We start from the raw sequence: 22,214 nt of genomic DNA on the forward strand, positions 1-22,214 counted from the left end.
GAGGACGTGCCCCGGGCTTCGGTGGTTCATGCGTACCGAATCCGGCGACCCGTCGGCGGCCTCGAACGTCCTAGCGAAGCGATGTCCGGGTTCCGCGTAGCATAATCCTCTGCTGGGTTGGAGCATAAGCCCCGTCCCAGGCCCCGATAGCCTGCATCCCAGCAGCTCCGACGCCTGCTCCCGGTCCCACGCCCCGCCAGGAACCGTGGTGTCAGGTGGAGATGGCACCCTGGAGCCCACGACTCCGACGAAGGTCTTGTTCGCGCAGCGCGTACAAGCCGGACGGAGCCGGGAGGCCGGTGTCTCAGTTGCTGAGAGAGCGGGGCGTCCCCCAGGGCGGCCGCCCCGCCCGGCCAGCCGAGTCAGAACGTCATTGAGGAGTGCAGCGAGTGAGTGCTGAAACGTCCGTGCCGTCCGCTCTGGTCGCCGGGGAGGACGGCTCCAACTACACCGCTCGGCACCTGCTCGTCCTGGAGGGCCTGGAGGCCGTCCGCAAGCGGCCCGGCATGTACATCGGTTCGACCGACAGCCGCGGTCTGATGCACTGCCTCTGGGAGATCATCGACAACTCCGTCGACGAGGCCCTCGGCGGCTACTGCGACAAGATCGAGGTGCTGCTCCACGGTGACGGCTCGGTCGAGGTGCGTGACAACGGCCGTGGCATCCCGGTCGACGTCGAGCCCAAGACCGGACTGTCCGGGGTCGAGGTCGTGATGACCAAGCTGCACGCCGGCGGCAAGTTCGGCGGTGGCTCCTACGCCGCCTCCGGCGGACTGCACGGCGTCGGCGCCTCCGTGGTCAACGCGCTGTCCGCCCGGCTCGACGTGGAGGTGGACCGCAGCGGCCACACCCACGCGATCAGCTTCCGCCGCGGCACCCCCGGCCTGTTCACCGAACTCAGCCCGGACGCCCCCTTCGAGGCGCGCAACGGCCTCACCAAGAAGGGCAAGGCCCCGCGCGGCCGGACCGGCACCCGGATCCGCTACTGGGCCGACCGGCAGATCTTCCTGCGCGACGCCAAGCTCTCGCTGGAGAGCCTGCACAGCCGCGCCCGGCAGACCGCTTTCCTGGTGCCCGGCCTCACCATCATCGTCCGTGACGAGCGGCTGACGGAGAGCGAGAAGGTCGAGGAGGCGACCTTCCGCTTCGACGGCGGCATCGGCGAGTTCTGCGAGTTCCTCGCCCCCGACAAGCCGGTCTGCGACGTTCTGCGGCTCCAGGGCGAGGGCACCTTCAAGGAGACCGTCCCGGTCCTGGACGAGCTCGGCCACATGACCCCGACCGAGGTCACCCGCACCCTGGGGGTCGACATCGCGCTGCGCTGGGGCGCCGGCTACGACACCACCCTGCGCTCCTTCGTCAACATCATCGCCACCCCCAAGGGCGGCACCCACGTCACCGGCTTCGAGCGCTCGCTCGCCAAGACCGTCAACGAGGTGCTGCGCAGCGCCAAGCTGCTGCGGGTCGCCGAGGACGACATCACCAAGGACGATGCACTCGAGGGGCTCACCGCGGTCGTCACCGTGCGCCTCGCGGAGCCGCAGTTCGAGGGGCAGACCAAGGAGGTGCTCGGCACCTCGGCGGCCAACCGGATCGTGGCCGCGGTCATCGCCAAGGAGCTCAAGTCCTTCCTCGCCTCCAGCAAGAAGGACGAGAAGGTCCAGGCCCGCGCCGTGATGGAGAAGATCGTCGCGGCCGCCCGCACCCGGGTCGCAGCCCGTCAGCACAAGGAGGCGCAGCGTCGCAAGACCGCGCTGGAGACCAGCTCGCTGCCGGCCAAGCTGGCCGACTGCCGCAGCGACGACGTCGACCGCAGCGAACTGTTCATCGTCGAGGGTGACTCCGCGCTCGGCACCGCCAAGCTGGCCCGCAACTCCGAGTTCCAGGCGCTGCTGCCGATCCGCGGCAAGATCCTCAACGTGCAGAAGGCCTCGGTGGCCGACATGCTCAAGAACGCCGAGTGCGCCTCGATCATCCAGGTGATAGGAGCCGGCTCCGGCCGGTCCTTCGACATCGACCAGGCCCGCTACGGCAAGGTCATCTTCATGGCCGACGCCGACGTCGACGGCTCGCACATCCGCTGCCTGCTGCTGACGCTGTTCCAGCGCTACATGCGCCCGATGGTGGAGAAGGGCCGGGTGTTCGCCGCGGTCCCGCCGCTGCACCGGATCGAGCTCACCAACCCCAAGCGCGGCCAGGAGAAGTACCACTACACCTACTCCGACTCCGAGCTGCGCCGCACGCTGCTGGAGTTCCAGGGCAAGGGGCTGCGCTGGAAGGACCCGATCCAGCGCTACAAGGGCCTCGGCGAGATGGACGCCGACCAGCTGGCCGAGACCACCGTGGACCCGCGCCACCGCATCCTGCGCCGGATCAACCTCGGTGACCTGGAGGCCGCGGAGAAGGCCTTCGACCTGCTGATGGGCAACGACGTGGCGCCCCGCCGGGACTTCATCGTGAACTCGGCCGCCACCTTGGACCGCTCCCGCATCGACGCCTGACCGAGCCTGACCGGTCCGGCCGGCCGGTCCGGCCGGTCAGGCCCCGCCGTACGGTGCAGGGGCTCTCCACCCGCGGGTGGAGAGCCCCTGCACCGTTGTGTTCCACCCGTGCTCCGAGGACCGGGGCGACGCGGATCCGTAGCGTCGAGGACGTAGCGCAGACCCCCGTCCGAACGGAGAATCCGCCATGAGCGGCCTCGTCAACGTCCTCGTCGTCCTCGCGGTGATCGCCCTGGTGGTGACCAGGCAGGTGCGTGCGCGCAAGGTCGACACCGAACGGCGCCTGTGGGTGCTCCCGGTGGTGCTGGCGGTGCTCGCGGTGCGGGACCCGCAGCTGGTCGACCCGGCCCACCGGGTGGCCGCGGCCGCCCTGCTGGCCGCCTCCGTGGCGACGGTCCTGGCGATGGGATGCGTCTGGGGCTGGACCGTCCGGCTGTGGCGCGAGGCCGACGGCTCGGTCTGGGCCAAGGGCACCAGGGCGACCGTCGCCGCCTGGATCGGCATGATTGTGCTGAGGATCGGCTGGTACGGGCTGGGCGTCGCCCTGCACGTCCACCAGAGCAGCAGCGCACTGCTGCTCTCGCTGGCCGGACTGCTGCTGGTGCGCGGCCTGGTGGTGAACCGGCGGGTGCAGCGGCTCGAGCACAGGTACGACGTCGCGGCCTGACCCCCGCAGCACCGTCCCGGAGGGACCCGAGGTGGACCACGAGATCTGGACCGGCTGGCCGGCCGCCGACGCCCCCGGCGGGGACCGGCCGACCCGGCCGCGGCAGGCGCTGGGCCTGGTCGGCCGGCTGGTCCTGCTCGCGGCGACGCTCACCAGCACCTTCGCCGACGACCGGTTCACCGGGTGGGCGGCGGTGGTCGCGGCCGGCTGGATCGTCTCGGCCGTCGTCCTGTTCGCGCTGTTCTTCCGGGCCGCCCGGGGCCGGCGGATCTGGGGCGCGCTGCTCGCCGCCGCGGCGCTGCTCGCGATCGCCGCGCTGGCGAAGGAGGGCGGCGCGGACGTCCTGGCCGGGGTGCTGTGGTGCGGGCTCGGGATCACCGCGCTGATCCGGTTGCCGCGGGCCGCCGGGCTGCCCACCGCACTCGCCGCGCTCGGCAGTTACGCGGCGCTGGGCGACGAACCGCTGCTCGCCGGGCTGGCCACGGCGGGCGGGCTGGGTCTGCTCGGCTGGCTGCTGCGGCTGGACGCGGAGGCCCGGGGCACCCAGCGCAGGCTGCTCCAGCAGGAGCGGGCCGCCCGGGTCGCGGAGGCCGAGTCGGCGGCGCTCGCCGAACGGGCCAGGATCGCGCGGGAGATCCACGACGTCCTGGCGCACAGCCTCTCCGCGCAGCTGGTCCACCTGGAGGCGGCCCGGCTGATGCTGGACCGCGGCGCCGAACGGGAGCAGGTGCGCGAACGGGTGGTCGCCGCCCGGCGGATGGCCCAGGAGGGGCTGGCGGAGACCCGGCAGGCGCTGTCGGCCCTGCGCGGCGAACTGACCCCGGTCGGCGAGTTCCTGGCGGAGCTGGCCGGGCGCGAGCAGGCCGCGCTCTCGGTCGAGGGCACGCCCAGGCCGCTGGCCGCCGAGGCCGGGCTGGCGGTGCGGCGGACCGCGCAGGAGGCGATCACCAACGTCCGCAAGCACGCCCCGGGCGGGCGGGTCGACATCCGGGTCGCCTACCTGGCCGACGTGGTGGAGCTGGAGGTGCGCAACAGCCGTCCGCCGCGCGGCGCCCCGGCCGGCCCGCTGGCCGCCAGCGGCAGCGGGTACGGTCTGCTGGGGATGCGCGAGCGGGCCGAACTGCTCGGCGGAGAACTGCAGGCGGGCGAGGTGGACGGCGGATGGCGGGTGCTGCTGAGGGTGCCGGCGTGAGCGGCGAGCGGCCCATCAGGGTGCTGGTCGCGGACGACCAGACGGTGGTGCGCGAGGGCATCGTGATGCTGCTGGGACTGCTGCCCGGCATCGAGGTGGTCGGGGCGGCGGGGGACGGTGAGGAGGCCGTCCGGATGGTCGCGGAGCTCGACCCCGACGTGGTCCTGATGGACCTTCGGATGCCGCGCTGCGACGGCGTCGAGGCCACCCGCCGGATCCGGGCCGCCCATCCGGCCACCGAGGTGGTGGTCCTCACCACCTACGCCGACGACGACTCGCTCTTCCCCGCGCTGCAGGCCGGTGCCCGCGGCTACCTCACCAAGGACGCCGGGGCCGAGGAGATCGCCCGGGCGGTCGCCGACGTCCGCTCCGGTGCCGGCGCCCTCTCGCCGCAGGTCCAGCGGCGGCTGCTGGACCGTCTCTCCGGGCCGCCCGCGGCATCGGCGCCCCGGGCGCCGTCCGGGCGTCCGGGGGCGTCGCCGCTCCCGGCGCCGCAGTCGCAACCGCAGGCGCAGCCGCCCGCTGCACTGCCGGACGGGCTCACCGTCCGGGAGGCCGAGGTGCTGGCCCTGATCGCCGACGGGCTGTCCAACGCGGAGATCGCCGGGGAGCTCTTCGTCAGCCAGGCCACGGTGAAGACGCACATCAACAACCTGTTCGCCAAGACGGCGGTACGGGACCGCGCGCAGGCGGTGGCCTACGCCTTCCGGCACGGGATCCGGCGCAGTTCGTGATCTGACGGGCCCTCACCTGATTGGGTGAACGTATCTGCAACCCGGCCCGACGGGGCCGGGGAGCGCGGATCCTGGTGCCGTCAGCGCACGACCGGAAGCACCCCCTCCGGGCGGCGAACCCGACGCCCGCCCCGCACGGAGCGTCCCGGCCGTGGAGTACCAGTGGCACAGCAGGAGAGGTTCGACTGGTGGGCCGCCGGGCCCGCGCGGCGCCCGGGACCGCGGAGACGCCTCCCGGCCGCCCGGCCCGGGTCCGGGCCCGGCAAGTTCGCGTCCGCCCGGTCCGCCGCGGCGCCGGCCGCACCCCCCACGCCGGCCGCACCCGCGACGCCGGCCACGGGACAGTCGGCCACCGGACCGTCGGCCACGGGACAGTCGGCCACGGGACAGTCCGCCGCCGTCCCCGCAGCACGGCCGGTGGTACCGCCTCCGGCGCCGGACCCCGCCGGGTCGAAGCCCGTGCCGCCGAGGCCTGGGCCGCCGAAGCCCGTGCAGCCGGAGCCCGTGCCGCCGAGGCCCGTTCCCGCTGCCGTGCCGCCGCCGGTCGCGGCCCCTGCGGCCCCCGCAGCCGTCGAGCCCGGCCAGGTCTACCGCGCGGTCCAGCAGAGCCCGGCCTTCCAGCAGATCCGCCGCGGCTACCGGGGATTCGCCTTCCCCGCCACCGGGCTCTTCCTCGGCTGGTACCTGCTCTACGTCTGCGCCCAGGCGGCCGCGCCCGGTCTGATGCGCCGCCAGGTGGCCGGCCCGGTGAACGTGGCCTGGGTGCTCGGCCTGCTCCAGTTCGCCTCCACCTTCCTGCTGACCTGGCTGTACGCCCGCAACGCCCGCACCGAGCGGGACCGCGCCGCCCTCGGGCTGCGCTGGGACACCCAGGACCAGCTGCGGTGAGCGGCTCCCTCGTCCCGACCGCCGCGGCGCCCGAGGCGGCGGCGGTCGCGGCCACGGCGGACCCCGGTGGGCACCACGGGCTGGCGGTGGCGCTGTTCGCGGTGGTCGTGCTGGTCACCCTGGTGATCACGCTCTGGGCCGGCCGCCGCGGCCAGGCCGCCGAGGACTTCTACGCGGGCGGCCGCGGCTTCGGCCCGCTGCAGAACGGGCTGGCGCTCTGCGGGGACTACCTCTCCGCCGCCTCCTTCCTGGGCGTCACCGGTCTGATCGCGCTCTACGGCTACGACGGGGTGCTCTACAGCATCGGTTTCCTGGTCGCCTGGCTGCTGGTGCTGATGCTGGTCGCCGAACTGGTCCGCAACACCGGCCGCTACACCCTGGCCGACGTGCTGGCGGTCCGGATGCGGCGCCGGCAGGTCAGGGCCGCCACCGGCGCCGCCAGTGTGGTGGTCAGCCTGCTGTACCTGATCGCCCAGATGGTGGGGGCCGGCAGTCTGGTGGCGCTGCTGCTGGGCACCGGCGCAGGGGCGGCCAAGGCCTGGACGATCGTGGGCGTCGGCACCCTGATGATCGTGTACGTCACGGTCGGCGGGATGCGCGCCACCACCTGGATCCAGATCGTCAAGGCGCTCCTGCTGTTGGCAGGTTCGGTGCTGCTGACGGTGCTGGTGCTGGCCCGCTTCCACGGTGACGTGGCCGAGCTGATGCGGTCCGCGGCGCACCACAGCGGCGCGGGGGCGGCCTACCTCGAACCGGGACTGAAGTACGGCGGCGGGCCGACCAGCCGGATCGACTTCGTCAGTCTCGGGCTGGCGCTGGTCCTGGGCACGGCAGGGCTGCCGCACATCCTGAGCCGCTTCTACACGGTGCCCACCGCGCGGGCCGCCCGTCGGTCGACGGTCTGGGTGATCGCCCTGGTGGGCGGGTTCTACCTGATGGCGGTGGTGCTCGGACTCGGCGCGGGCGCGCTGGTCGGCGCACCCGCCATCCGGGCGGCCAATCCGGCCGGGAACACGGCCGTCCCGCTGCTCGCGCTGGATCTGGGCGGGGGCGCCGGCTCGACCGCGGGCGTGGTGCTGTTCGCCCTGATCTCGGCCATCGCGTTCGCCACCATCCTCGCCGTGGTGGCCGGGCTGACCCTGGCCTCCTCGGCCGCGTTCGCGCACGACCTGTACGCCAGGGCCTGGCGGCGCCCCGACGAGCGGGAGGTGACGGAGCGTCAGGAGCTGGTGGCGGCGCGGACGGCCGCGGTGGTGATCGGCGCCGCCGCGATCGTGCTCAGCCTGTTCGCCCAGCGGCTGAACGTGGCCTTCCTGGTCGGCCTCGCGTTCGCCGTGGCGGCCTCGGCCAATCTGCCCACCCTGCTGTTCAACCTGTTCTGGCGGCGCTTCACCAGCCGGGGCGCGGTCTGGTCGGTGTACGGCGGGCTGGTGCCGGCGGTGGTCCTGGTGGCCTTCTCCCCGGTGGTCTCCGGTGCTCCGGGCTCGGTCCTCCCGGGGGTGGACTTCCACTGGTTCCCGCTGGAGAACCCCGGGCTGGTCTCGATCCCGCTGGGCTTCCTGGCCGGCTGGGTCGGGACGCTCACCTCGCGGGAGGAGGCGGACCCGGAGGCGTACGCCGAGCTGGAGGTCAGGTCGCTGACCGGGGCCGGCGCGGTGTGACGCCGGGCCGGCCCCGGCGGGCGCGCGGACCCGCGGACCCGCAGGCTCAGGAGCTCGAGAGGCCAGCAGCTCACGAGGTCAGGAGCTCACGAGGTCAGGGGCTCACGAGGTCAGGATGGTGAGGATCTCGGCGGTGATCTCGTTCTCGTTGCGTTCGAACTCGGGGCCGGTGAGCCGGTCGCGGTCGGCCGGCAGGCCGGTCAGGACCGGGGTGTGCAGATGGCCGCCGGGCAGGGCCGGGGCGAGTTCCAGCCTGAGCCGGTTGCTGCGGTAGGCGACCTCGTTGGAGAGGTAGCCGCCGCCTCCGCCGGCCACCGCCCGGGAGCCCGGCGTCGGGCCGTCGGCGCGGTCCACCGGCTCGCTGCCGCCCGCCGGTATCTCGGTGACCTCGGTGTTCAGCAGGACGGGGTAGGGCGACTGGGTGGCGCGGGTCATCGCGTCGGTCGGCAGCGTGGTGGCGATGAACTCCGGGCCGGGGCCGAGGCCGGGGGCGTCCACCGGGTGGTCGTAGCTGCCGCCGGCGAGCGCCCCCTGGTTGTCCGGGTACGGGTCGGCGGAGCGGGCCCGTCCGGCCCAGGCCTCCAGGGTGAACAGTCCGGGGTAGCCCTGGCTGATGGTGGTGATCCGGTCGGCGCTGCGGGGGCCGGCCGTCATCCGGGGGCCGAACGCGCGCTCCACGATGCCCTGGTCGAAGTCGGCGTAGCGGACCGGCAGCACGACGGCGCGGATCTCGGCCCGGCTGCCGTCCGCGAGGGTGACCTGGCGGCCGTTCAGCCGTAGCGCGGCGGAGCCCGAGGGGTTGGCCGTACGGACGTCGCCGTCCAGGCCGAACGGGTCGAAGCCGCTGATGAACATCCGCCGCACGCCCGGCGCGCCGGTGAACCCGTTGGCGGTCAGGCCGCGCGAGGCGTCCTCGAAGCGGGTCCGCAGGGCCGCCCGGTCGACCGGGAAGTCCGGTTGCCAGGCGGAGAGTTGGGTGGTCATGGTGAGCCGTGTCCAGTACAGCGGGCGGTCGTCGCCCGGTGCGAGGTCGCCGCCCGGGCGGCGACCCTGGGCGCGGTCGACGGCGGACTGCCAGAGCGCCTCGCCCCAGGCGTCCATCAACTGTCCGGCCTCGGCGGGGTTGCGGACGCTGCACAGGGCCGCCGGGAACCGGGTGGTGAAGGTGGCCAGCCCGGCCCGGGCGGTGAAGGCGGCGGTCCTGGGGTCCTGCAGCCTGCTCTGTTCGCGGTCCGGCGCCACGGCGGCGGTCCGGCAGCCGGCCGGCGTGGCTGTCGCGGCGGTGGCGGTGGCGGCGGTGGCCGGCGGTGCGGCGAGGAGGGCGGCGGTGCCGAGCAGCGCGGCGGCCAGCGGGAGTTGGCGGGAGGGTTTCATGCCGTGTGACATTACACTTGCACCTCTCCGGTGGGCAGGGGGCGCGGGGGAGTCCGGCCGGCGGGCCTGCGCCCGGGCCGGCCGGACTCCCGTGCGGGTGGCCCGCCGTCAGTGCGGGCTGGTGCAGGTGGTCGTCTGGAGCTCGGGCCGTCCGGCCGGGCCCCCGGTGGCGCAGACCTGGGAGAGGAACTCGGTGGTGACGGCCGGGGTGCTCACCTGGACCGAGCCGCTCTGGATCCGGGTGGCCGAGGCCACCGTCTCCCACGGGCTGCCCCAGGCGCGCTGGATCTTCACCTCGACCCGGAGGGCGGTCAGCTGGCTGCCTGCGGCATTGATCCGGGCCGAGCCGACGATTCCGGAGCCGGTCGGCTGGTGCCAGGCGCACGGGACGTTGGCGAGGGTCGGACAGGAGGGCTCCGCCGGGGCCGTGGCGCTGGACGGGCCTGCCGCGAGAGCGAGGATCCCGGCCGTTGCCGCCACCAGACTTGCGATACGGGACATCATGGCACTGTTCTCCTTTGAATCAGAGCCGGTTGGCTTTCGCTGCCGAGCATGTCATGTGCGTGACTGCGCGGTCACTGTGGGTTGTCTCACGTTTGTGGAGGCGTCGGAACGTTCGGTCGGGCGTGTCGCCCGGCCGGTCGCCCGCCCGCCCGCCCGGCCAACCGGCCGGCCGGCGCGGCCCCGGGTCCGGCTGCGGGGTCCCGTCCGGGCCGGGCATGCCGAAGGGCGGGTGCCGGGCACCACCGCCCGCCACCCGCCCTTCGCCCCGGTCCGTCAGAGGGGCTCGACCGCGACCACGTCCATCCGTACCGGCCGGCCGGGCGCCTTGCCGCAACTCTCCGGCCTGGGCGGCTCGCTGGCCCCCGCGGTCACCGCGACCCGCCAGCGGCGGCCGTCCCGGTGCGCCACCTCGACGCTCCAGCGGGCGTCGCCGTCCGCCCGCTGAACCAGCGTCAGCTCCTCGGCCCCGGTCTCGCCGGTCAGCTCCCGCACCGCCTGCTCGGCCGCCTGGCCGGGCCGGTCCCAGCAGGACCGCCCGCGGGAGAACTCCGGCACCGTGTGCCCGCCCGCCGTCGCGGTCAGCACCTCCTTGGCTGCGGCCCCGCTGAGGCGTCCGTACGCGTACCCGAACGGCAGTACCAGCATGGTCGGGGAGAACCGGTGGCCGCCGAGGTGGGTGACCTCCCAGACCTCGCCCAGGTCGGCGCCCGCCAGTTCGGCGGCCAGCGGGCGGCCGAGCAGGGCGCAGCAGCGGTCGCGTCGGCCGTTGGTGCACACCAGGGCGATCGGCTCGCCGGGGTGCTCGGCGCCCAGGCCGCCGTGGTCGCCGGCGCCGAGTGCGGCGAGGTCGAGGCCGAGCAGCTCGGCGGGGTCGGCGACGGTCAGCCGGCGGACCCAGGAGGCGCCCGGCCGGGTGTGCGCGACGATCACCTGGTGGCGCGGGGCGGGCGGCGCGTCGGCGTGCCGGCCCGGGCGGCGGATCAGGGCGACCCGGACGCCGGTGCCGGCGGCGGCCCGGTCCAGGGCGCTCCCCAGGTCCGGGTCCAGATGGCTCTCGGTGAGCGCCTTCGCGCCCCACGGCCCGGCCTGTTCGACCAGCAGCCAGGTGGCGGCGGTCGCCGCGGTGGCGGCCAGTGGCTCGGTCAGCTCGCGGGACAGCGTGGTGCAGGTGCTCACCCTGCCAACCCTACCGGCGGGGGCGGGCCCGGCATCCGCGCCCGCCGCGGCGGGCGCCGCACGGCCGGACCGGGTGCGCGGCCGCCGTCCCGCCGTGCCGCCGCGATGGTGCGATGGTGCGATGGCGAACCGATCCGGCGGGCGTGCGGGCGGGCCCCGCCCCGACCGTCGGGGCACCTGGCTATGCTGATCGGACTTGTCATTGCTTGACCAGTCCTTGGGGGAGTTTTGGGGTCGTTCTTCTCGGTCCAAGTGGGAGATCTCGACAAATTGCTGGCGGATCTTCACAGAAGTCAGGACGAGCTCCGCACCGCGCTGAACGCGATGCGCGACACCGGCCCGAAGACCACCGGCAGCGGAGCGCTCGACCACGCCTGCGACGAGTTCCACGACAGCTGGGACGACGCCATCAAGAAGATCGCGGACTCCACCCAGCAGGTCGAGGAGGGCCTGACCATCACCAGGAAGGCCTACGTCGAGACCGACCAGGTCATCCGCGACGCCTTCGCCGGCGGTGCCGGATGAGCGACGCCGCCGACTTCCCCGCCCTCGGCTTCGACCCCGCCCCCGGCAACCCCGGCAGCGTCGACACCCTGGTGAGCAGGCTGAACACGGCGGCCGGCGCGCTGGAGAGCGCGCACCGCACGCTCTCCTCGCTGACCCGGGTCGGCGGCTCCTGGCAGGGCGACGCCGCACAGGCCTTCGCCGCCAAGGTCACCGAGCTGCCCGGCCTGCTGCAGGACAGCGACGACGCCGTCCGCACCGCCGCGGGCCAACTCGACTCCTGGCGCGGCCAACTGGTCTCCTTCCAGGACACCGCCCGCCGCTACGAGGCCGACGCGCAGGCCGCCAAGCAGCGGTGCGAGCGGTGCGAGGCCGCCAAGGACCAGGCCGACAGCCGCTACAACTCGGCCGCCGACGCCCCCGCCTTCCGGCTGGGCGGACAGTTCTTCGCGGACGACGCCCAGCTGAAGGAGGCCCAGGCGCAGATCGACGCGGCCCAGCGCGAGCTGAACGCGGCCGGCGAGGAACTCGACGACGCCAAGCGCTCCCTGGACGACGCCAAGGACGCCTTCGAGGCCATCGTCAAACAGGCGAAGGAGCTCAAGGAGGACCACCAGGACGCCGCCGCCAAGGTGGCCAAGGCCCTGCGCAAGGCCAACCAGAACGCCCCCAGCACCAGCATGTGGGACAAGTTCAAGGACTCCCTGCAGCGGGCCGGCCACGCCATCAAGGAGTGGGCCACCAAGCACGCCGACCTGCTGAAGAAGATCGGCGACTGGATGTCGATCGCCTCCACGGTGCTGGGCGTGGCGGCGCTGTGCACGCTGTGGTTCCCACCGTTGTCCGGCGCCCTCGCGCTGGCCGGGGGAGTGCTGTCGGCGGGTGCGCTGGCCACGCACGGGATGGCGAAGCTCGGCGGCGCCGACGTCAGCGCGATGGACCTGATCGGCGACGGGCTCGGCGTGGTCCCGTTCGGGAAGTTCGCCGGTACCGCGATCAAGGGCAGCACCAAGGTGGTGACCAAGGTGGGCGCCGAGGTGGTCGAGAACGGCCAGAAGATCACCCGGGCCGTGCAGGTCATCGACGGTGCGGACGCCGCTGCCCGGATCACCGGGAGGCTCGGCGACGCGGTGCACACCCTGCCCCGGGTCACCCGGATCGGCGGTGAGGTCGTCCAGGACGGCGTCGACATCATCGCCAAGAAGGGCAACAAGATCGCCCTCGCCTGGGAGAAGCACGTCGCCGACAACATGGGCGCCTCGTTCAAGGAGAAGCGGCTGAGCGACCTGGTCACCCGGGTCCCCGGGCTGGACCGGCTGCCCGGCCTGTCCGCGGCCATCCGGGCCGACGGCACCCTCGACCCGCTGTCCTGGTGGTCCCGCGGCCCGCAGGTGGTCGCGGGCGGCTGGGGCGTCGTGGACGGTGTCCGCACCATGTTCTCCGGCGATTAGGACGGTGGCGTCATGGCAGACCAGTTCATCCCGCACGGCCCGGCGCGGGGCCGGTTCGGCGCAGCCGTCCCCGCCGCCTTCGTCCAGGGCGAACCCAGGCCGAGGACCCGGCTGGTGCTGTGGTTCTTCGCCCAGTGGATCGTGCTGCCGATCGATCTCCTCTGGCGGCCCGCCCTGGTGCTGGTGCTGCTCGTCCTCGACTACCAGGGCAACAGCGGCCCGCAGCCCCGGTTCGGCACCGGCTGGGCCCGCCGTCTCGGACCGGCCCGGTTCGGCCGGGAGTGGCGGCGCGACCCGGTGGTCTGGGAAGCCCATCTGCGGACCCGGCTGGCGGTGGTGGCAGCCGCCCAGCAGCGGGCCGCCGCGGACCCCGCCGCGACCGTCAGGTGGGAGGGCCGGCTCCGCCGCATCGACTCACTGCCCTACTGGTACCTGGGGCGCGACGACTTCGGCACCCTCTCGCTGGACCGGATCCTCGCCGTCTGCGCGGCCGAGGGCATGCCCGGCTGGGGACCGGCCGGGCCCACCGTCCAACAGCGCAACGCCTTCCACCGGCAACCCTGACCGTCGGCCGGGCACCCGGTGCGGTCTGTAGGGCCGGTGCCGGGCGCCCGTCGGCGCGCCGGGAGCACCCCGAGACAGAGAGTCAGCCATGCCCAACGAGCAGCCCGCGGCGGCCGGCCGGAGCGCCGCCGACCGGGGATTCACCTTCCGTGTCCCCGTGCACTTCCACGACCTGGGGATGCACCTGACCGACCAGGAGCGCTGGGAGCACCTGGACGAACTCGCCTGCGAGATCTGGTCCGGCGGAACCACCGACCAGCGGCAGGGCGTGCGGACGCTGTACGCGGACATCGCGGATGCCGCCGCCGAGGACGGCGCGCTGTACGCCGGGGTGGCGCTGTTCGCCACCGAGGACGACCGGATCAGCACCGCCTCGCTGATCGTCCGGGCCGACCCGATCGACGACGGCGACCCGGAGATGATCATCGCCACGCTGCAGGAGACGCTCTCGCTCAACCCGAGCAGCGACGTGCGCCGGGTGGAGGCCGAGGCGGGCCCCGCCGTCCTCGCCTTCACCGGGGTGGAGTGGCAGCCGCAGGCACCCGAGGACGCGGCCGGTGACCCGCCGCCGCTGACCATGGCCCGGGTCGAGGCGTACCTCCCGCTGCCCGACCTCGGCACCCTGCTGGTCCTCGCCCTGACCACCTCGTCGCTGCCCGAACTGCCCGACTACGTGGCACTGCTCGCGCAGACCACGGAGTCGGTCCGGCGCCTCGACGAGACCGGCCCGGCCGGGCTCCCGGCGCAGCCGGGCACCGAGGCCGCCAAGCGCGTCGAAGCAGCCTTCGGCTGACCGCACCTGCCCCGGACACGACGACGGGGGCGCCCGTGTGGCGCCCCCGTCGTCGTGTCCCGCCGTTACACCCGGCCGCCGATTGCGGCGATCCGGCCCGTCACCGGGGAGCCCGAGCCGTCGCGGCGCGGGTCCCGCTCGGGCAGCTGCACCGGCGTGCCGTTGGCGGCCGAGGCCAGGGCCGGCTCCGCGCCCGCCCAGGCGAACGCCAGGGCGTCCTCGCCGCGCAGGAAGCGCTGGCAGCGCACGCCGCCGGTGGCCCGGCCCTTGCGCGGGTACAGCTCGAACGGCGTGACCTTCCAGCTGGTCTGCTCACCGCCGCTGAGCGTGCCCGACGCGGTCGCCACCGAGACCACCACCGCGTCCGCCGCCGGGTCCACCGCCGTGAACGACAGCACCCGGGCGCCGTCCGACAGCTTGATGCCCGCCATCCCGCCGGCCGGCCGGCCCTGCGGCCTGACCTGCCCCGCCGGGTAGCGCAGCAGCTGGGCGTCGGAGGTGATGAAGACCAGGTCCTCCTCGCCGGTGCGCAGCTCCACCGCGCCGACCACCGAGTCGCCGTCCTTGAGGGCGATCACCTCGAACTCGTCCTTGTTCGCGGGCCACTCCGGCACCACGCGCTTGACCACGCCCTGCGCCGTGCCCAGCGCCAGACCGGGCGAGGACTCGTCCAGGGTGGTCAGCGCCAGCGCCCGCTCGTCCGCCTCCAGCCGCAGGAACTCGCTCACCGCGGCCCCGCCGGCCAGCGCCGAGGTACCCGGCGGCAGCGCCGGCAGGTCGATCACCGGCAGCCGCAGCACCCGGCCCGCGGTGGTCACCACGCCGATGTCGGCCCGGGCGGTGGCCGGTACCGCGGAGGCCACCGCGTCCTGCTTGGCCCGCGCGCCGCCCGCCTCGGACGGCTCCCCGTCCGAGGTCCGGGCGAGCAGGCCGGTCGAGGACAGCAGCACCCGGCACGGGTCGTCCGCCACCTCCAGCGGCACCGACAGGGCCGCGCTCGGCACCGCGCCCGCCTCCAGCAGCACGGTGCGCCGCTCGGTGCCGAACTGCTTCGACACCGCGCCCAGCTCGCCGGAGACCACGTTGCGCAGCTTGGTGTCCGACTCCAGGATCTCGGTGAGCTCCTGGATCTCCTTGGTGAGCTTGGCCTGCTCGGTCTCCAGCTCCACCCGGTCGAACCTGGTCAGCCGGCGCAGCGGGGTGTCCAGGATGTACGCGGTCTGGGTCTCCGACAGCCCGAACCGCGCCATCAGGCGGTCCTTCGCCTGCGCGGCGTCGTCGCTGGAGCGGATGATCGCGATGACCTCGTCGATGTCGACCAGCGCGATCAGCAGGCCCTCGACCAGGTGCAGCCGGTCCTGCCGCTTGCCCCGGCGGAACTCGCTGCGCCGGCGGACCACCTCGAAGCGGTGGTCGACGTAGACCTCCAGCAGCTCCTTCAGGCCCAGCGTCAGCGGCTGGCCGTCGACCAGCGCCACGTTGTTGATGCCGAAGGTCTCCTCCATCGGCGTCAGCTTGTACAGCTGCTCCAGCAGCGCCTCGGGCACGAAGCCGTTCTTGACCTCGATCACCAGCCGCAGGCCGTGCTGGCGGTCGGTCAGGTCCTTGACGTCCGCGATGCCCTGCAGCTTCTTCGCGCCGACCAGGTCCTTGATCTTCGCGATCACCTTCTCCGGCCCGACGGTGTACGGCAGTTCGGTGACCACGATGCCCTTGCGGCGGGCCGTCACCGCCTCCACCGACGCGGTCGCCCGGATCTTGAAGGTGCCGCGGCCCGACTCGTACGCGTCGCGGATGCCGGAGAGCCCGACGATCCGGCCGCCGGTCGGCAGGTCGGGACCCGGGATGAAACGCATCAGCGTCTCCAGGTCCGCGCCCGGGTGCTTGATCAGGTGCCGGGCGGCGGCGACCACCTCCGCCAGGTTGTGCGGCGGCATGTTGGTCGCCATCCCGACCGCGATCCCGGACGCGCCGTTGACCAGCAGGTTCGGGAAGGCCGCCGGGAGCACCGACGGCTCCTGCTCGCTGCCGTCGTAGTTGGGTGCGAAGTCGACGGTGGCCTCGTGGATCGACTCCACCATCGCCATCGACGCCGAGGTCAGCCGCGACTCGGTGTACCGCATCGCGGCCGGCGGGTCGTCGTTGCCCAGCGAACCGAAGTTGCCGTGGCCGTCGATCAGCGGCAGCCGCATCGAGAACGGCTGCGCCATCCGCACCACGGAGTCGTAGATCGAGGCGTCGCCGTGCGGGTGCAGGCGGCCCATCACCTCGCCGACCAGGCGGGCGCACTTGACGTGGCCGCGCTCGGGGCGCAGGCCCATCTCGTTGGCCTGGTACAGGATGCGCCGGTGCACCGGCTTGAGACCGTCCCGCGCGTCCGGCAGGGCGCGCGAGTAGATCACCGAGTAGGCGTACTCGAGGAACGAGCCCTGCATCTCGTCCACGACGTCGACATCGAGGATCCGCTCCTCGAAGTCACCGGGCGGCGGGGTGGGCGAACTGCGGCGGGCCATCGCGGCGGGGCTCCCTTGCGTCTGTCGGGCGTCTGTCGGCGGCGTCAGATCCTGTCGGACCGAGTCTGTGACAACTGAGTCGAACCGTACCCGGGCACGGCGCCCCCCATTGTGGACCCTCCGGCTGACAGCCCGAGCCGCAGGCCACCCCCCTCCCCGCCGCGGCTCCGGGGACCGCCGCACCCGGACCGCCCGCGCCCGCCGGCTTCCGCCCGTGGCGAACGCGCGCCGCGCGCGGACACATCACGCCCGGCTGCGCGTTACACCACAATGGGGGAACGCGATCCGCCCCCCGACCAGACCGAAGACGGGAAGCCTCCCGCCTCCACGGACGACTCCCGCTTCCCGAAAGGACCGGAACCGCATGGCCAACCCGGCTCCCGCCTCCGCCCGAGGCCTCGCCATCACCGAACACCGCCTGGCCAACGGCCTGCGGGTGGTGCTCTCCGAGGACCACCTCACCCCGGTCACCGCCGTCTGCCTCTGGTACGACGTCGGCTCCCGGCACGAGGTCAAGGGCCGGACCGGTCTGGCCCACCTGTTCGAGCACCTGATGTTCCAGGGCTCCGCCAACGTCTCCAACAACGGCCACTTCGAACTGGTCCAGGGCGCCGGCGGCTCGCTCAACGGCACCACCAGCTTCGAACGCACCAACTACTTCGAGACCATGCCGGCCCACCAGCTGGAGCTCGCGCTCTGGCTGGAGGCCGACCGGATGGGCTCGCTGCTCGCCGCGCTCGACGACGCCTCGATGGAGAACCAGCGCGACGTCGTCAAGAACGAACGCCGCCAGCGCTACGACAACGTGCCCTACGGCACCGCCTTCGAGAAGCTCACCGCGCTCTCCTTCCCGGACGGCCACCCGTACCACCACACCCCGATCGGCTCGATGGCCGACCTGGACGCGGCCACCCTGGAGGACGCCCGCGCGTTCTTCCGGACCTACTACGCGCCCAACAACGCGGTGCTGTCCATCGTCGGCGACCTCGACCCCGAGCAGACCATCGCCTGGGTGGAGAAGTACTTCGGCACCATCCCCGCCCACGACGGCAAGCAGCCGCCGCGCGACGGCACCCTCCCCGACACCATCGGCCGCGAGATCGCCGAGACCGTCCACGAGGACGTCCCGTCCCGTGCGCTGATGGCCGCCTACCGGCTCCCGCACGACGGCACCCGCGAGGCCGACGCCGCCGACCTGGCGCTCACCATCCTCGGTTCCGGCGAGTCCAGCCGCCTCTACAACCGCCTGGTCCGGCACGACCGCACCGCCGTCGCCGCCAGCTTCGGCCTGCTGCGGCTGGCCGGCGCGCCCTCGCTCGGCTGGCTGGACGTGAAGACCTCCGGCGACGCCACCATCGAGCAGATCCGCTCCGCCGCCGACGAGGAGCTCGCCCGGTTCGCCGCCGAGGGCCCGACCGCCGCCGAACTCGAGCGCGCCCAGGCCCAGATCGAACGCGAGTGGCTCGACCGCCTCACCACCGTGGCCGGCCGCGCCGACGAACTCTGCCGGTTCGCCGTGCTGTTCGGCGACCCGAAGCTGGTCAACACCGCCCTCACCAAGGTCCTCGACGTCACCGCGGAGGAGGTCCGGGCCGTCGCCGCCGCCCGCCTCCACCCCGAGAACCGCGCCGTCCTGGTGTACGAGCCCACCACCGCGGACGACAGCGCCGACCACGACCCGACCGGCGACCACACCACCGAGGAGACGGCGGCATGAGCACCGACCCCACCCCCGCCATGACCTTCCACCCGCAGCCGCAGCCCGGCACGCCCACCCCGTGGGCCTTCCCGGCCCCGGAGCGGGGTGCGCTCGCCAACGGCGTCACGGTGCTGCACTGCCACCGCCCCGGCCAGCAGCTGGTCGCCGTCGACCTGATCCTCGACGCCCCGCTCGCCGCCGAGCCGGCCGCCCAGGAAGGCGTCGCCAACATCCTCGCCCGGGCCCTCAGCGAGGGCACCGACACCCTCAGCGCCGAGGAGTACGCCGGCGAGCTGGAGCGGGCCGGCGCCACCCTGGACGCCCACGCCGACCACGCCGGCCTGCGGGTCTCCCTGGAGGTCCCCGCCTCCCGGCTGGAGCGCGGCCTCACCCTGCTCGGCGACGCGCTGCGCGCCCCCGCGCTGCCCGCCGACGAGATCGAGCGCCTGGTCGCCAACCGCCTCGACGAGATCGTCCACGAGCAGGCCAACCCGGCCCGCCGCTCCGCCAAGGCGCTGTACGCGACGCTGTTCGACGCCGCCGACCGGCTCTCCCGCCCCCGGGCCGGCACCGCCGACACCGTACGGGCCATCGACCGGGCGGCCGTCAAGGCCTTCTACGACGCCCATCTGCGGCCGTCCACCGCCACCGCCGTGGTCGTCGGCGACCTCACCGGCATCGACCTGCTGCCGCTGCTGGAGGAGACCCTCGGCCGCTGGAGCGCCGCCCCGGCCGCCACCACCGCGCACGCCCCGGTCACCGCCGACGACGCCGGCCGGGTGGTCATCGTCGACCGCCCCGGCTCGGTCCAGACCCAGCTGCTGATCGGCCGGATCGGACCGGACCGCCACGACCCGGCCTGGGCCGCGCAGATCCTCGGCACCTACTGCCTCGGCGGCACCCTCACCTCCCGGCTGGACCGCGTCCTGCGCGAGGAGAAGGGCTACACCTACGGCGTGCGGGCCTTCGCCCAGCCGCTGCGCTCGCCCGCCGACGGCTCCGGCCGCGCGATGCTGGCGATCAGCGGCTCCGTCGACACCGCCTCCACCGCGCCGGCCCTCGCCGACACCTGGACGATCCTGCGCAAGCTCGCCGCCGAGGGCCTCACCGACGCCGAGCGCGAGGAGGCCGTGCAGTTCCTGGTCGGCGTCGCCCCGCTGAAGTTCGAGACGGCCGGCTCGGTCGCCGCCACCCTGGCCGACCAGGTCGAGCAGAACCTGCCCGACGGCTACCAGGCCCAGGTCTACCGGGAGCTCGCCGAACTCGGCACCGCGGCCGCCACCGACGCCGTGGTCGCCGCGTTCCCGCCGGACCGCCTGGTCACCGTCCTGGTGGGCGACGCCTCGGTGATCGCCGACCCGGTCAAGGAACTCGGCATCGGCGACGTCACCGTGATCGCCAACTGACCTGCGGTCAGCGGCCGACGGGCCCGGCGGAGCAGCCGCTCCGCCGGGCCCTCGCACGTCCGGCGCCCGGTGCGCCGCGCCGCGGTGGCGAATTTGCGTTGCGACGGCGACCCGCGCTGTGGGTAGATGGCTCCCGCAGGCGCTGCGACGACATCACGGAAGGAGGCGGTCACCATGCGGGTCGAGCCCACCTCTCAACGCTCCCCACGACGACCGGCCTTCCGACGTCCGTCCGCCCGGCCGCTGTCGGTCTGAGCGCGGCACCACCCGAACTTCCCCGAGCCACGCCGGGACATCTCGCGCGGCGATTCTCCTACCCTTGAACCAGTCGACCCTGGGAGGTCGTACCACCATGTCGTACACCGAGGTACCCGGCGTCCGCGTCCCGATCCGGATGTGGACCGACCCGGCCACCGTCGAGAGCCAGGCCATGGACCAGCTGCGCAACATCAGCACGCTGCCCTGGCTGCACGGCCTCGCCGTGATGCCCGACGTCCACCTGGGCAAGGGCGCGACGGTCGGCTCCGTGATCGCGATGAAGGGGGCGGTCTGCCCGGCCGCGGTCGGCGTCGACATCGGCTGCGGGATGACCGCCGTCAAGACCTCGCTCACCGCGAAGGACCTGCCGGACGACCTGTCCCGGCTGCGCTCCAAGATCGAGGCGGCCATCCCGGTCGGCCGCGGCCTGCACGCCGACCCGGTCGACCCGGGCAAGCTGCACGGTTTCGCGACCGGCGGCTGGGACGACTTCTGGAGCCGGTTCGACGCGATCGCGCCCGAGGTGAAGTGGAAGCGCGAGCGGGCGGCCCAGCAGATGGGAAGCCTCGGCGGTGGCAACCACTTCGTCGAGGTCTGTGTCGACACGACCGACGCGGTCTGGCTGATGCTGCACTCCGGTTCCCGCAACATCGGCAAGGAGCTGGCGGAGCACCACATGACGGTGGCCCGTTCGCTGCCGCACAACCAGGGTCTGATCGACCGTGACCTCGCCGTCTTCATCGCGGACACCCCGCAGATGGCGGCCTACCGGCAGGACCTGTTCTGGGCGCAGGAGTACGCCAAGAACAACCGGGCCATGATGATGGCGCTGTTCCAGGACGTCGTGCGGCGCGAGTTCCCGAGGGCGAAGGTGGCCTTCGACGAGGTGATCAGCTGCCACCACAACTACGTGGCGGAGGAGCGGTACGACGGGGTGGACCTGCTGGTCACCCGCAAGGGCGCGATCCGGGCCGGCTCGGGCGACTACGGGATCATCCCGGGCTCGATGGGCACCGGCTCGTACATCGTCCGCGGTCTCGGCAACCCGGCCTCGTTCAACTCGGCCTCGCACGGCGCCGGCCGCAAGATGAGCCGGACGGCGGCGAAGAAGCGCTTCACCGCGCGCGACCTGGCCGAGCAGACCAAGGGCGTGGAGTGCCGCAAGGACTCCGGCGTGGTCGACGAGATCCCGGGTGCGTACAAGCCGATCGAGCGGGTCATCGCCCAGCAGAAGGACCTGGTCGAGGTGGTCGCCCAGCTGAAGCAGGTCGTCTGCGTGAAGGGCTGAGGGGCACGGGCCGGGGCCCGGGTGCGGTTCGCCGCGCCCGGGCCCCCGTCGTGCGCCCCGGCACCGGACGCTGCCGCCCGACCGGCCACAATGGCCCCCGTGGACTACCAGGGACTGCTGCACGACGTGATGGACCAGGCGCTGCGGGGCGAGGCCCGGGGCCGGGTCGCGGACTACATCCCGGCGCTGGCCGAGGTCGATCCGGGCCGGTTCGGGATGGTGATCGCGACGGTGGACGGCGAGGTGTTCGGGGCCGGGGACTGGGAGCAGCCGTTCTCCGTCCAGTCGGTGTCGAAGCTGTTCACCCTGGCGCTGGCGATGGCCGAGGGCGGCGAGGGACTGTGGCGCGGGGTGGGGCGGGAGCCGTCCGGGAACCCGTTCAACTCGCTGGTGCAGCTGGAGACGGAGCACGGGATCCCGCGCAACCCGTTCATCAACGCGGGCGCGCTGGTGGTGACGGACCGGCTGCTGGAGCTGACCGGTGACGCGGCGGGCGCGGTCCGCGAGTTCCTGCGGGCGGAGTCCGGCAACCCGCTGGTGGACACGGACGACGCGGTGGCCTCCTCGGAGGCCCGGCACGGGCACCGCAACGCCGCGCTGGCGCACTTCATCGCCGACTACGGCAACCTGCGCAACCCGGTCGACAGCGTGCTGGTCCACTACTACGCGCACTGCGCGATCACGGCGAGCTGCCGGGACCTGGCGATGGCGGGGCTGTTCCTGGCCCGGCACGGGATAAGGATGGACGGTTCGCGGCTGCTGACGCGTAGTGAGGCGAAGCGGATCAACGCGGTGCTGCTGACCTGCGGGACGTACGACGCCGCGGGCGAGTTCGCGTTCCGGGTCGGCCTGCCGGGCAAGAGCGGGGTGGGCGGGGGAGTGCTGGCGGTGCTGCCGGGCCGCGGTTCGGTCTGCGTGTGGAGCCCGGGGCTGGACGCGGCCGGGAACTCGGTGCTGGGGGTGGCTGCGCTGGACGCGCTGACGACCGCGACCGGCTGGTCGGTGTTCTAGGCACCCTCCGCACCGGCACGCCGAAGGGGT

18 protein-coding genes are annotated in these 22,214 nt (G+C 73.6%); 14 read left to right on the forward strand and 4 right to left on the reverse strand.

Annotation, left to right across the window (positions count from 1 at the left end):
* Window positions 1-389 precede the first annotated feature (389 nt).
* The 6 genes from AC2TEW_RS26965 to AC2TEW_RS26990 all read left to right on the forward strand — a co-directional run bounded on the left by AC2TEW_RS26965 (window position 390) and on the right by AC2TEW_RS26990 (window position 7,643).
* Entirely contained in the window at window positions 390-2,501 is a 2,112-nt protein-coding gene (locus tag AC2TEW_RS26965; RefSeq protein ID WP_484625957.1) for a DNA gyrase/topoisomerase IV subunit B, read from the forward strand.
* A gap of 187 nt (window positions 2,502-2,688) precedes the next feature.
* Complete coding sequence (locus AC2TEW_RS26970) at window positions 2,689-3,168, forward strand: DUF1453 domain-containing protein (RefSeq protein ID WP_484625958.1); 480 nt, start codon at window positions 2,689-2,691, stop codon at window positions 3,166-3,168.
* Window positions 3,169-3,199: 31 nt separating this feature from the next.
* A complete protein-coding gene (locus AC2TEW_RS26975) occupies window positions 3,200-4,360 on the forward strand; it encodes a sensor histidine kinase (protein WP_484625959.1) in 1,161 nt (386 codons plus the stop codon).
* On the forward strand, window positions 4,330-5,094 hold the full coding sequence (locus AC2TEW_RS26980) for a response regulator (protein WP_484625960.1): 765 nt from the start codon (window positions 4,330-4,332) through the stop codon (window positions 5,092-5,094). Before AC2TEW_RS26975 ends, AC2TEW_RS26980 begins: the two co-directional genes overlap by 31 nt.
* 504 nt (window positions 5,095-5,598) lie before the next feature.
* On the forward strand, window positions 5,599-5,982 hold the full coding sequence (locus AC2TEW_RS26985) for a DUF485 domain-containing protein (RefSeq protein ID WP_484625961.1): 384 nt from the start codon (window positions 5,599-5,601) through the stop codon (window positions 5,980-5,982).
* An 80-nt stretch (window positions 5,983-6,062) separates the two neighbouring features.
* On the forward strand, window positions 6,063-7,643 hold the full coding sequence (locus AC2TEW_RS26990) for a monocarboxylic acid transporter (RefSeq protein WP_498041434.1): 1,581 nt from the start codon (window positions 6,063-6,065) through the stop codon (window positions 7,641-7,643).
* A 102-nt stretch (window positions 7,644-7,745) separates the two neighbouring features.
* Here the strand turns inward: AC2TEW_RS26990 and AC2TEW_RS26995 are convergent, their stop codons facing one another.
* The 3 genes from AC2TEW_RS26995 to AC2TEW_RS27005 all read right to left on the reverse strand — a co-directional run bounded on the left by AC2TEW_RS26995 (window position 7,746) and on the right by AC2TEW_RS27005 (window position 10,697).
* Window positions 7,746-9,017 (reverse strand): PA0049 C-terminal domain-containing protein, encoded by a 1,272-nt coding sequence (locus AC2TEW_RS26995; protein WP_484625962.1) that lies wholly within the window; start codon window positions 9,015-9,017, stop codon window positions 7,746-7,748.
* Between the two features lie 108 nt (window positions 9,018-9,125).
* Complete coding sequence (locus AC2TEW_RS27000) at window positions 9,126-9,521, reverse strand: hypothetical protein (RefSeq protein WP_484625963.1); 396 nt, start codon at window positions 9,519-9,521, stop codon at window positions 9,126-9,128.
* A gap of 273 nt (window positions 9,522-9,794) precedes the next feature.
* A complete protein-coding gene (locus AC2TEW_RS27005; protein ID WP_484625964.1) occupies window positions 9,795-10,697 on the reverse strand; it encodes a ferredoxin family protein in 903 nt (300 codons plus the stop codon).
* Window positions 10,698-10,925: 228 nt separating this feature from the next.
* On the opposite strand from AC2TEW_RS27005, the gene AC2TEW_RS27010 reads away from it, so the two are divergent.
* The 4 genes from AC2TEW_RS27010 (at window position 10,926) to AC2TEW_RS27025 (ending at window position 14,009) form a co-directional block, all read left to right on the forward strand.
* Window positions 10,926-11,222, forward strand: a complete 297-nt coding sequence (locus tag AC2TEW_RS27010; RefSeq protein WP_498041433.1) for a DUF6317 family protein — start codon at window positions 10,926-10,928, stop codon at window positions 11,220-11,222.
* Window positions 11,219-12,652 (forward strand): putative T7SS-secreted protein, encoded by a 1,434-nt coding sequence (locus tag AC2TEW_RS27015; RefSeq protein WP_484625966.1) that lies wholly within the window; start codon window positions 11,219-11,221, stop codon window positions 12,650-12,652. Before AC2TEW_RS27010 ends, AC2TEW_RS27015 begins: the two co-directional genes overlap by 4 nt.
* A 12-nt stretch (window positions 12,653-12,664) precedes the next feature.
* Window positions 12,665-13,216 carry a hypothetical protein gene (locus AC2TEW_RS27020; RefSeq protein ID WP_484625967.1) on the forward strand — a complete coding sequence of 184 codons (552 nt, stop codon included), beginning with the start codon at window positions 12,665-12,667 and terminating at the stop codon, window positions 13,214-13,216.
* An 88-nt stretch (window positions 13,217-13,304) separates the two neighbouring features.
* Complete coding sequence (locus tag AC2TEW_RS27025; RefSeq protein ID WP_484625968.1) at window positions 13,305-14,009, forward strand: hypothetical protein; 705 nt, start codon at window positions 13,305-13,307, stop codon at window positions 14,007-14,009.
* A 65-nt stretch (window positions 14,010-14,074) separates the two neighbouring features.
* Here the strand turns inward: AC2TEW_RS27025 and AC2TEW_RS27030 are convergent, their stop codons facing one another.
* Window positions 14,075-16,522, reverse strand: coding sequence for a DNA gyrase/topoisomerase IV subunit A (locus AC2TEW_RS27030; protein WP_484625969.1), 2,448 nt, complete (start codon window positions 16,520-16,522; stop codon window positions 14,075-14,077).
* A gap of 364 nt (window positions 16,523-16,886) precedes the next feature.
* Between AC2TEW_RS27030 and AC2TEW_RS27035 the strand changes: the two genes are divergently transcribed.
* The 4 genes from AC2TEW_RS27035 to AC2TEW_RS27050 all read left to right on the forward strand — a co-directional run bounded on the left by AC2TEW_RS27035 (window position 16,887) and on the right by AC2TEW_RS27050 (window position 22,184).
* On the forward strand, window positions 16,887-18,239 hold the full coding sequence (locus AC2TEW_RS27035; RefSeq protein WP_484625970.1) for a M16 family metallopeptidase: 1,353 nt from the start codon (window positions 16,887-16,889) through the stop codon (window positions 18,237-18,239).
* Window positions 18,240-18,259: 20 nt separating this feature from the next.
* Window positions 18,260-19,627 (forward strand): M16 family metallopeptidase, encoded by a 1,368-nt coding sequence (locus AC2TEW_RS27040; protein ID WP_484625982.1) that lies wholly within the window; start codon window positions 18,260-18,262, stop codon window positions 19,625-19,627.
* Window positions 19,628-19,979: 352 nt separating this feature from the next.
* Entirely contained in the window at window positions 19,980-21,173 is a 1,194-nt protein-coding gene (locus AC2TEW_RS27045) for an RtcB family protein (RefSeq protein WP_484625971.1), read from the forward strand.
* 90 nt (window positions 21,174-21,263) lie between these two features.
* Window positions 21,264-22,184 carry a glutaminase gene (locus tag AC2TEW_RS27050; RefSeq protein WP_484625972.1) on the forward strand — a complete coding sequence of 307 codons (921 nt, stop codon included), beginning with the start codon at window positions 21,264-21,266 and terminating at the stop codon, window positions 22,182-22,184.
* Window positions 22,185-22,214 lie beyond the last annotated feature (30 nt).

The organism is Kitasatospora sp. NEAU-CNBT7 (genome assembly GCF_057220535.1).

Coding starts and splice junctions, on each gene's coding strand:
- AC2TEW_RS27030 (WP_484625969.1), bottom strand. CDS start 16,522: ATGGCCCGCCGCAGTTCGCCCACCCCGCCGCCCGGTGACTTCGAGGAG.
- AC2TEW_RS27050 (WP_484625972.1), top strand. CDS start 21,264: ATGGCCCCCGTGGACTACCAGGGACTGCTGCACGACGTGATGGACCAG.
- AC2TEW_RS27040 (WP_484625982.1), top strand. CDS start 18,260: ATGACCTTCCACCCGCAGCCGCAGCCCGGCACGCCCACCCCGTGGGCC.
- AC2TEW_RS27045 (WP_484625971.1), top strand. CDS start 19,980: ATGTCGTACACCGAGGTACCCGGCGTCCGCGTCCCGATCCGGATGTGG.
- AC2TEW_RS27020 (WP_484625967.1), top strand. CDS start 12,665: ATGGCAGACCAGTTCATCCCGCACGGCCCGGCGCGGGGCCGGTTCGGC.
- AC2TEW_RS26970 (WP_484625958.1), top strand. CDS start 2,689: ATGAGCGGCCTCGTCAACGTCCTCGTCGTCCTCGCGGTGATCGCCCTG.
- AC2TEW_RS27000 (WP_484625963.1), bottom strand. CDS start 9,521: ATGATGTCCCGTATCGCAAGTCTGGTGGCGGCAACGGCCGGGATCCTC.
- AC2TEW_RS26995 (WP_484625962.1), bottom strand. CDS start 9,017: ATGAAACCCTCCCGCCAACTCCCGCTGGCCGCCGCGCTGCTCGGCACC.
- AC2TEW_RS27025 (WP_484625968.1), top strand. CDS start 13,305: ATGCCCAACGAGCAGCCCGCGGCGGCCGGCCGGAGCGCCGCCGACCGG.
- AC2TEW_RS26980 (WP_484625960.1), top strand. CDS start 4,330: ATGGCGGGTGCTGCTGAGGGTGCCGGCGTGAGCGGCGAGCGGCCCATC.
- AC2TEW_RS27015 (WP_484625966.1), top strand. CDS start 11,219: ATGAGCGACGCCGCCGACTTCCCCGCCCTCGGCTTCGACCCCGCCCCC.
- AC2TEW_RS27035 (WP_484625970.1), top strand. CDS start 16,887: ATGGCCAACCCGGCTCCCGCCTCCGCCCGAGGCCTCGCCATCACCGAA.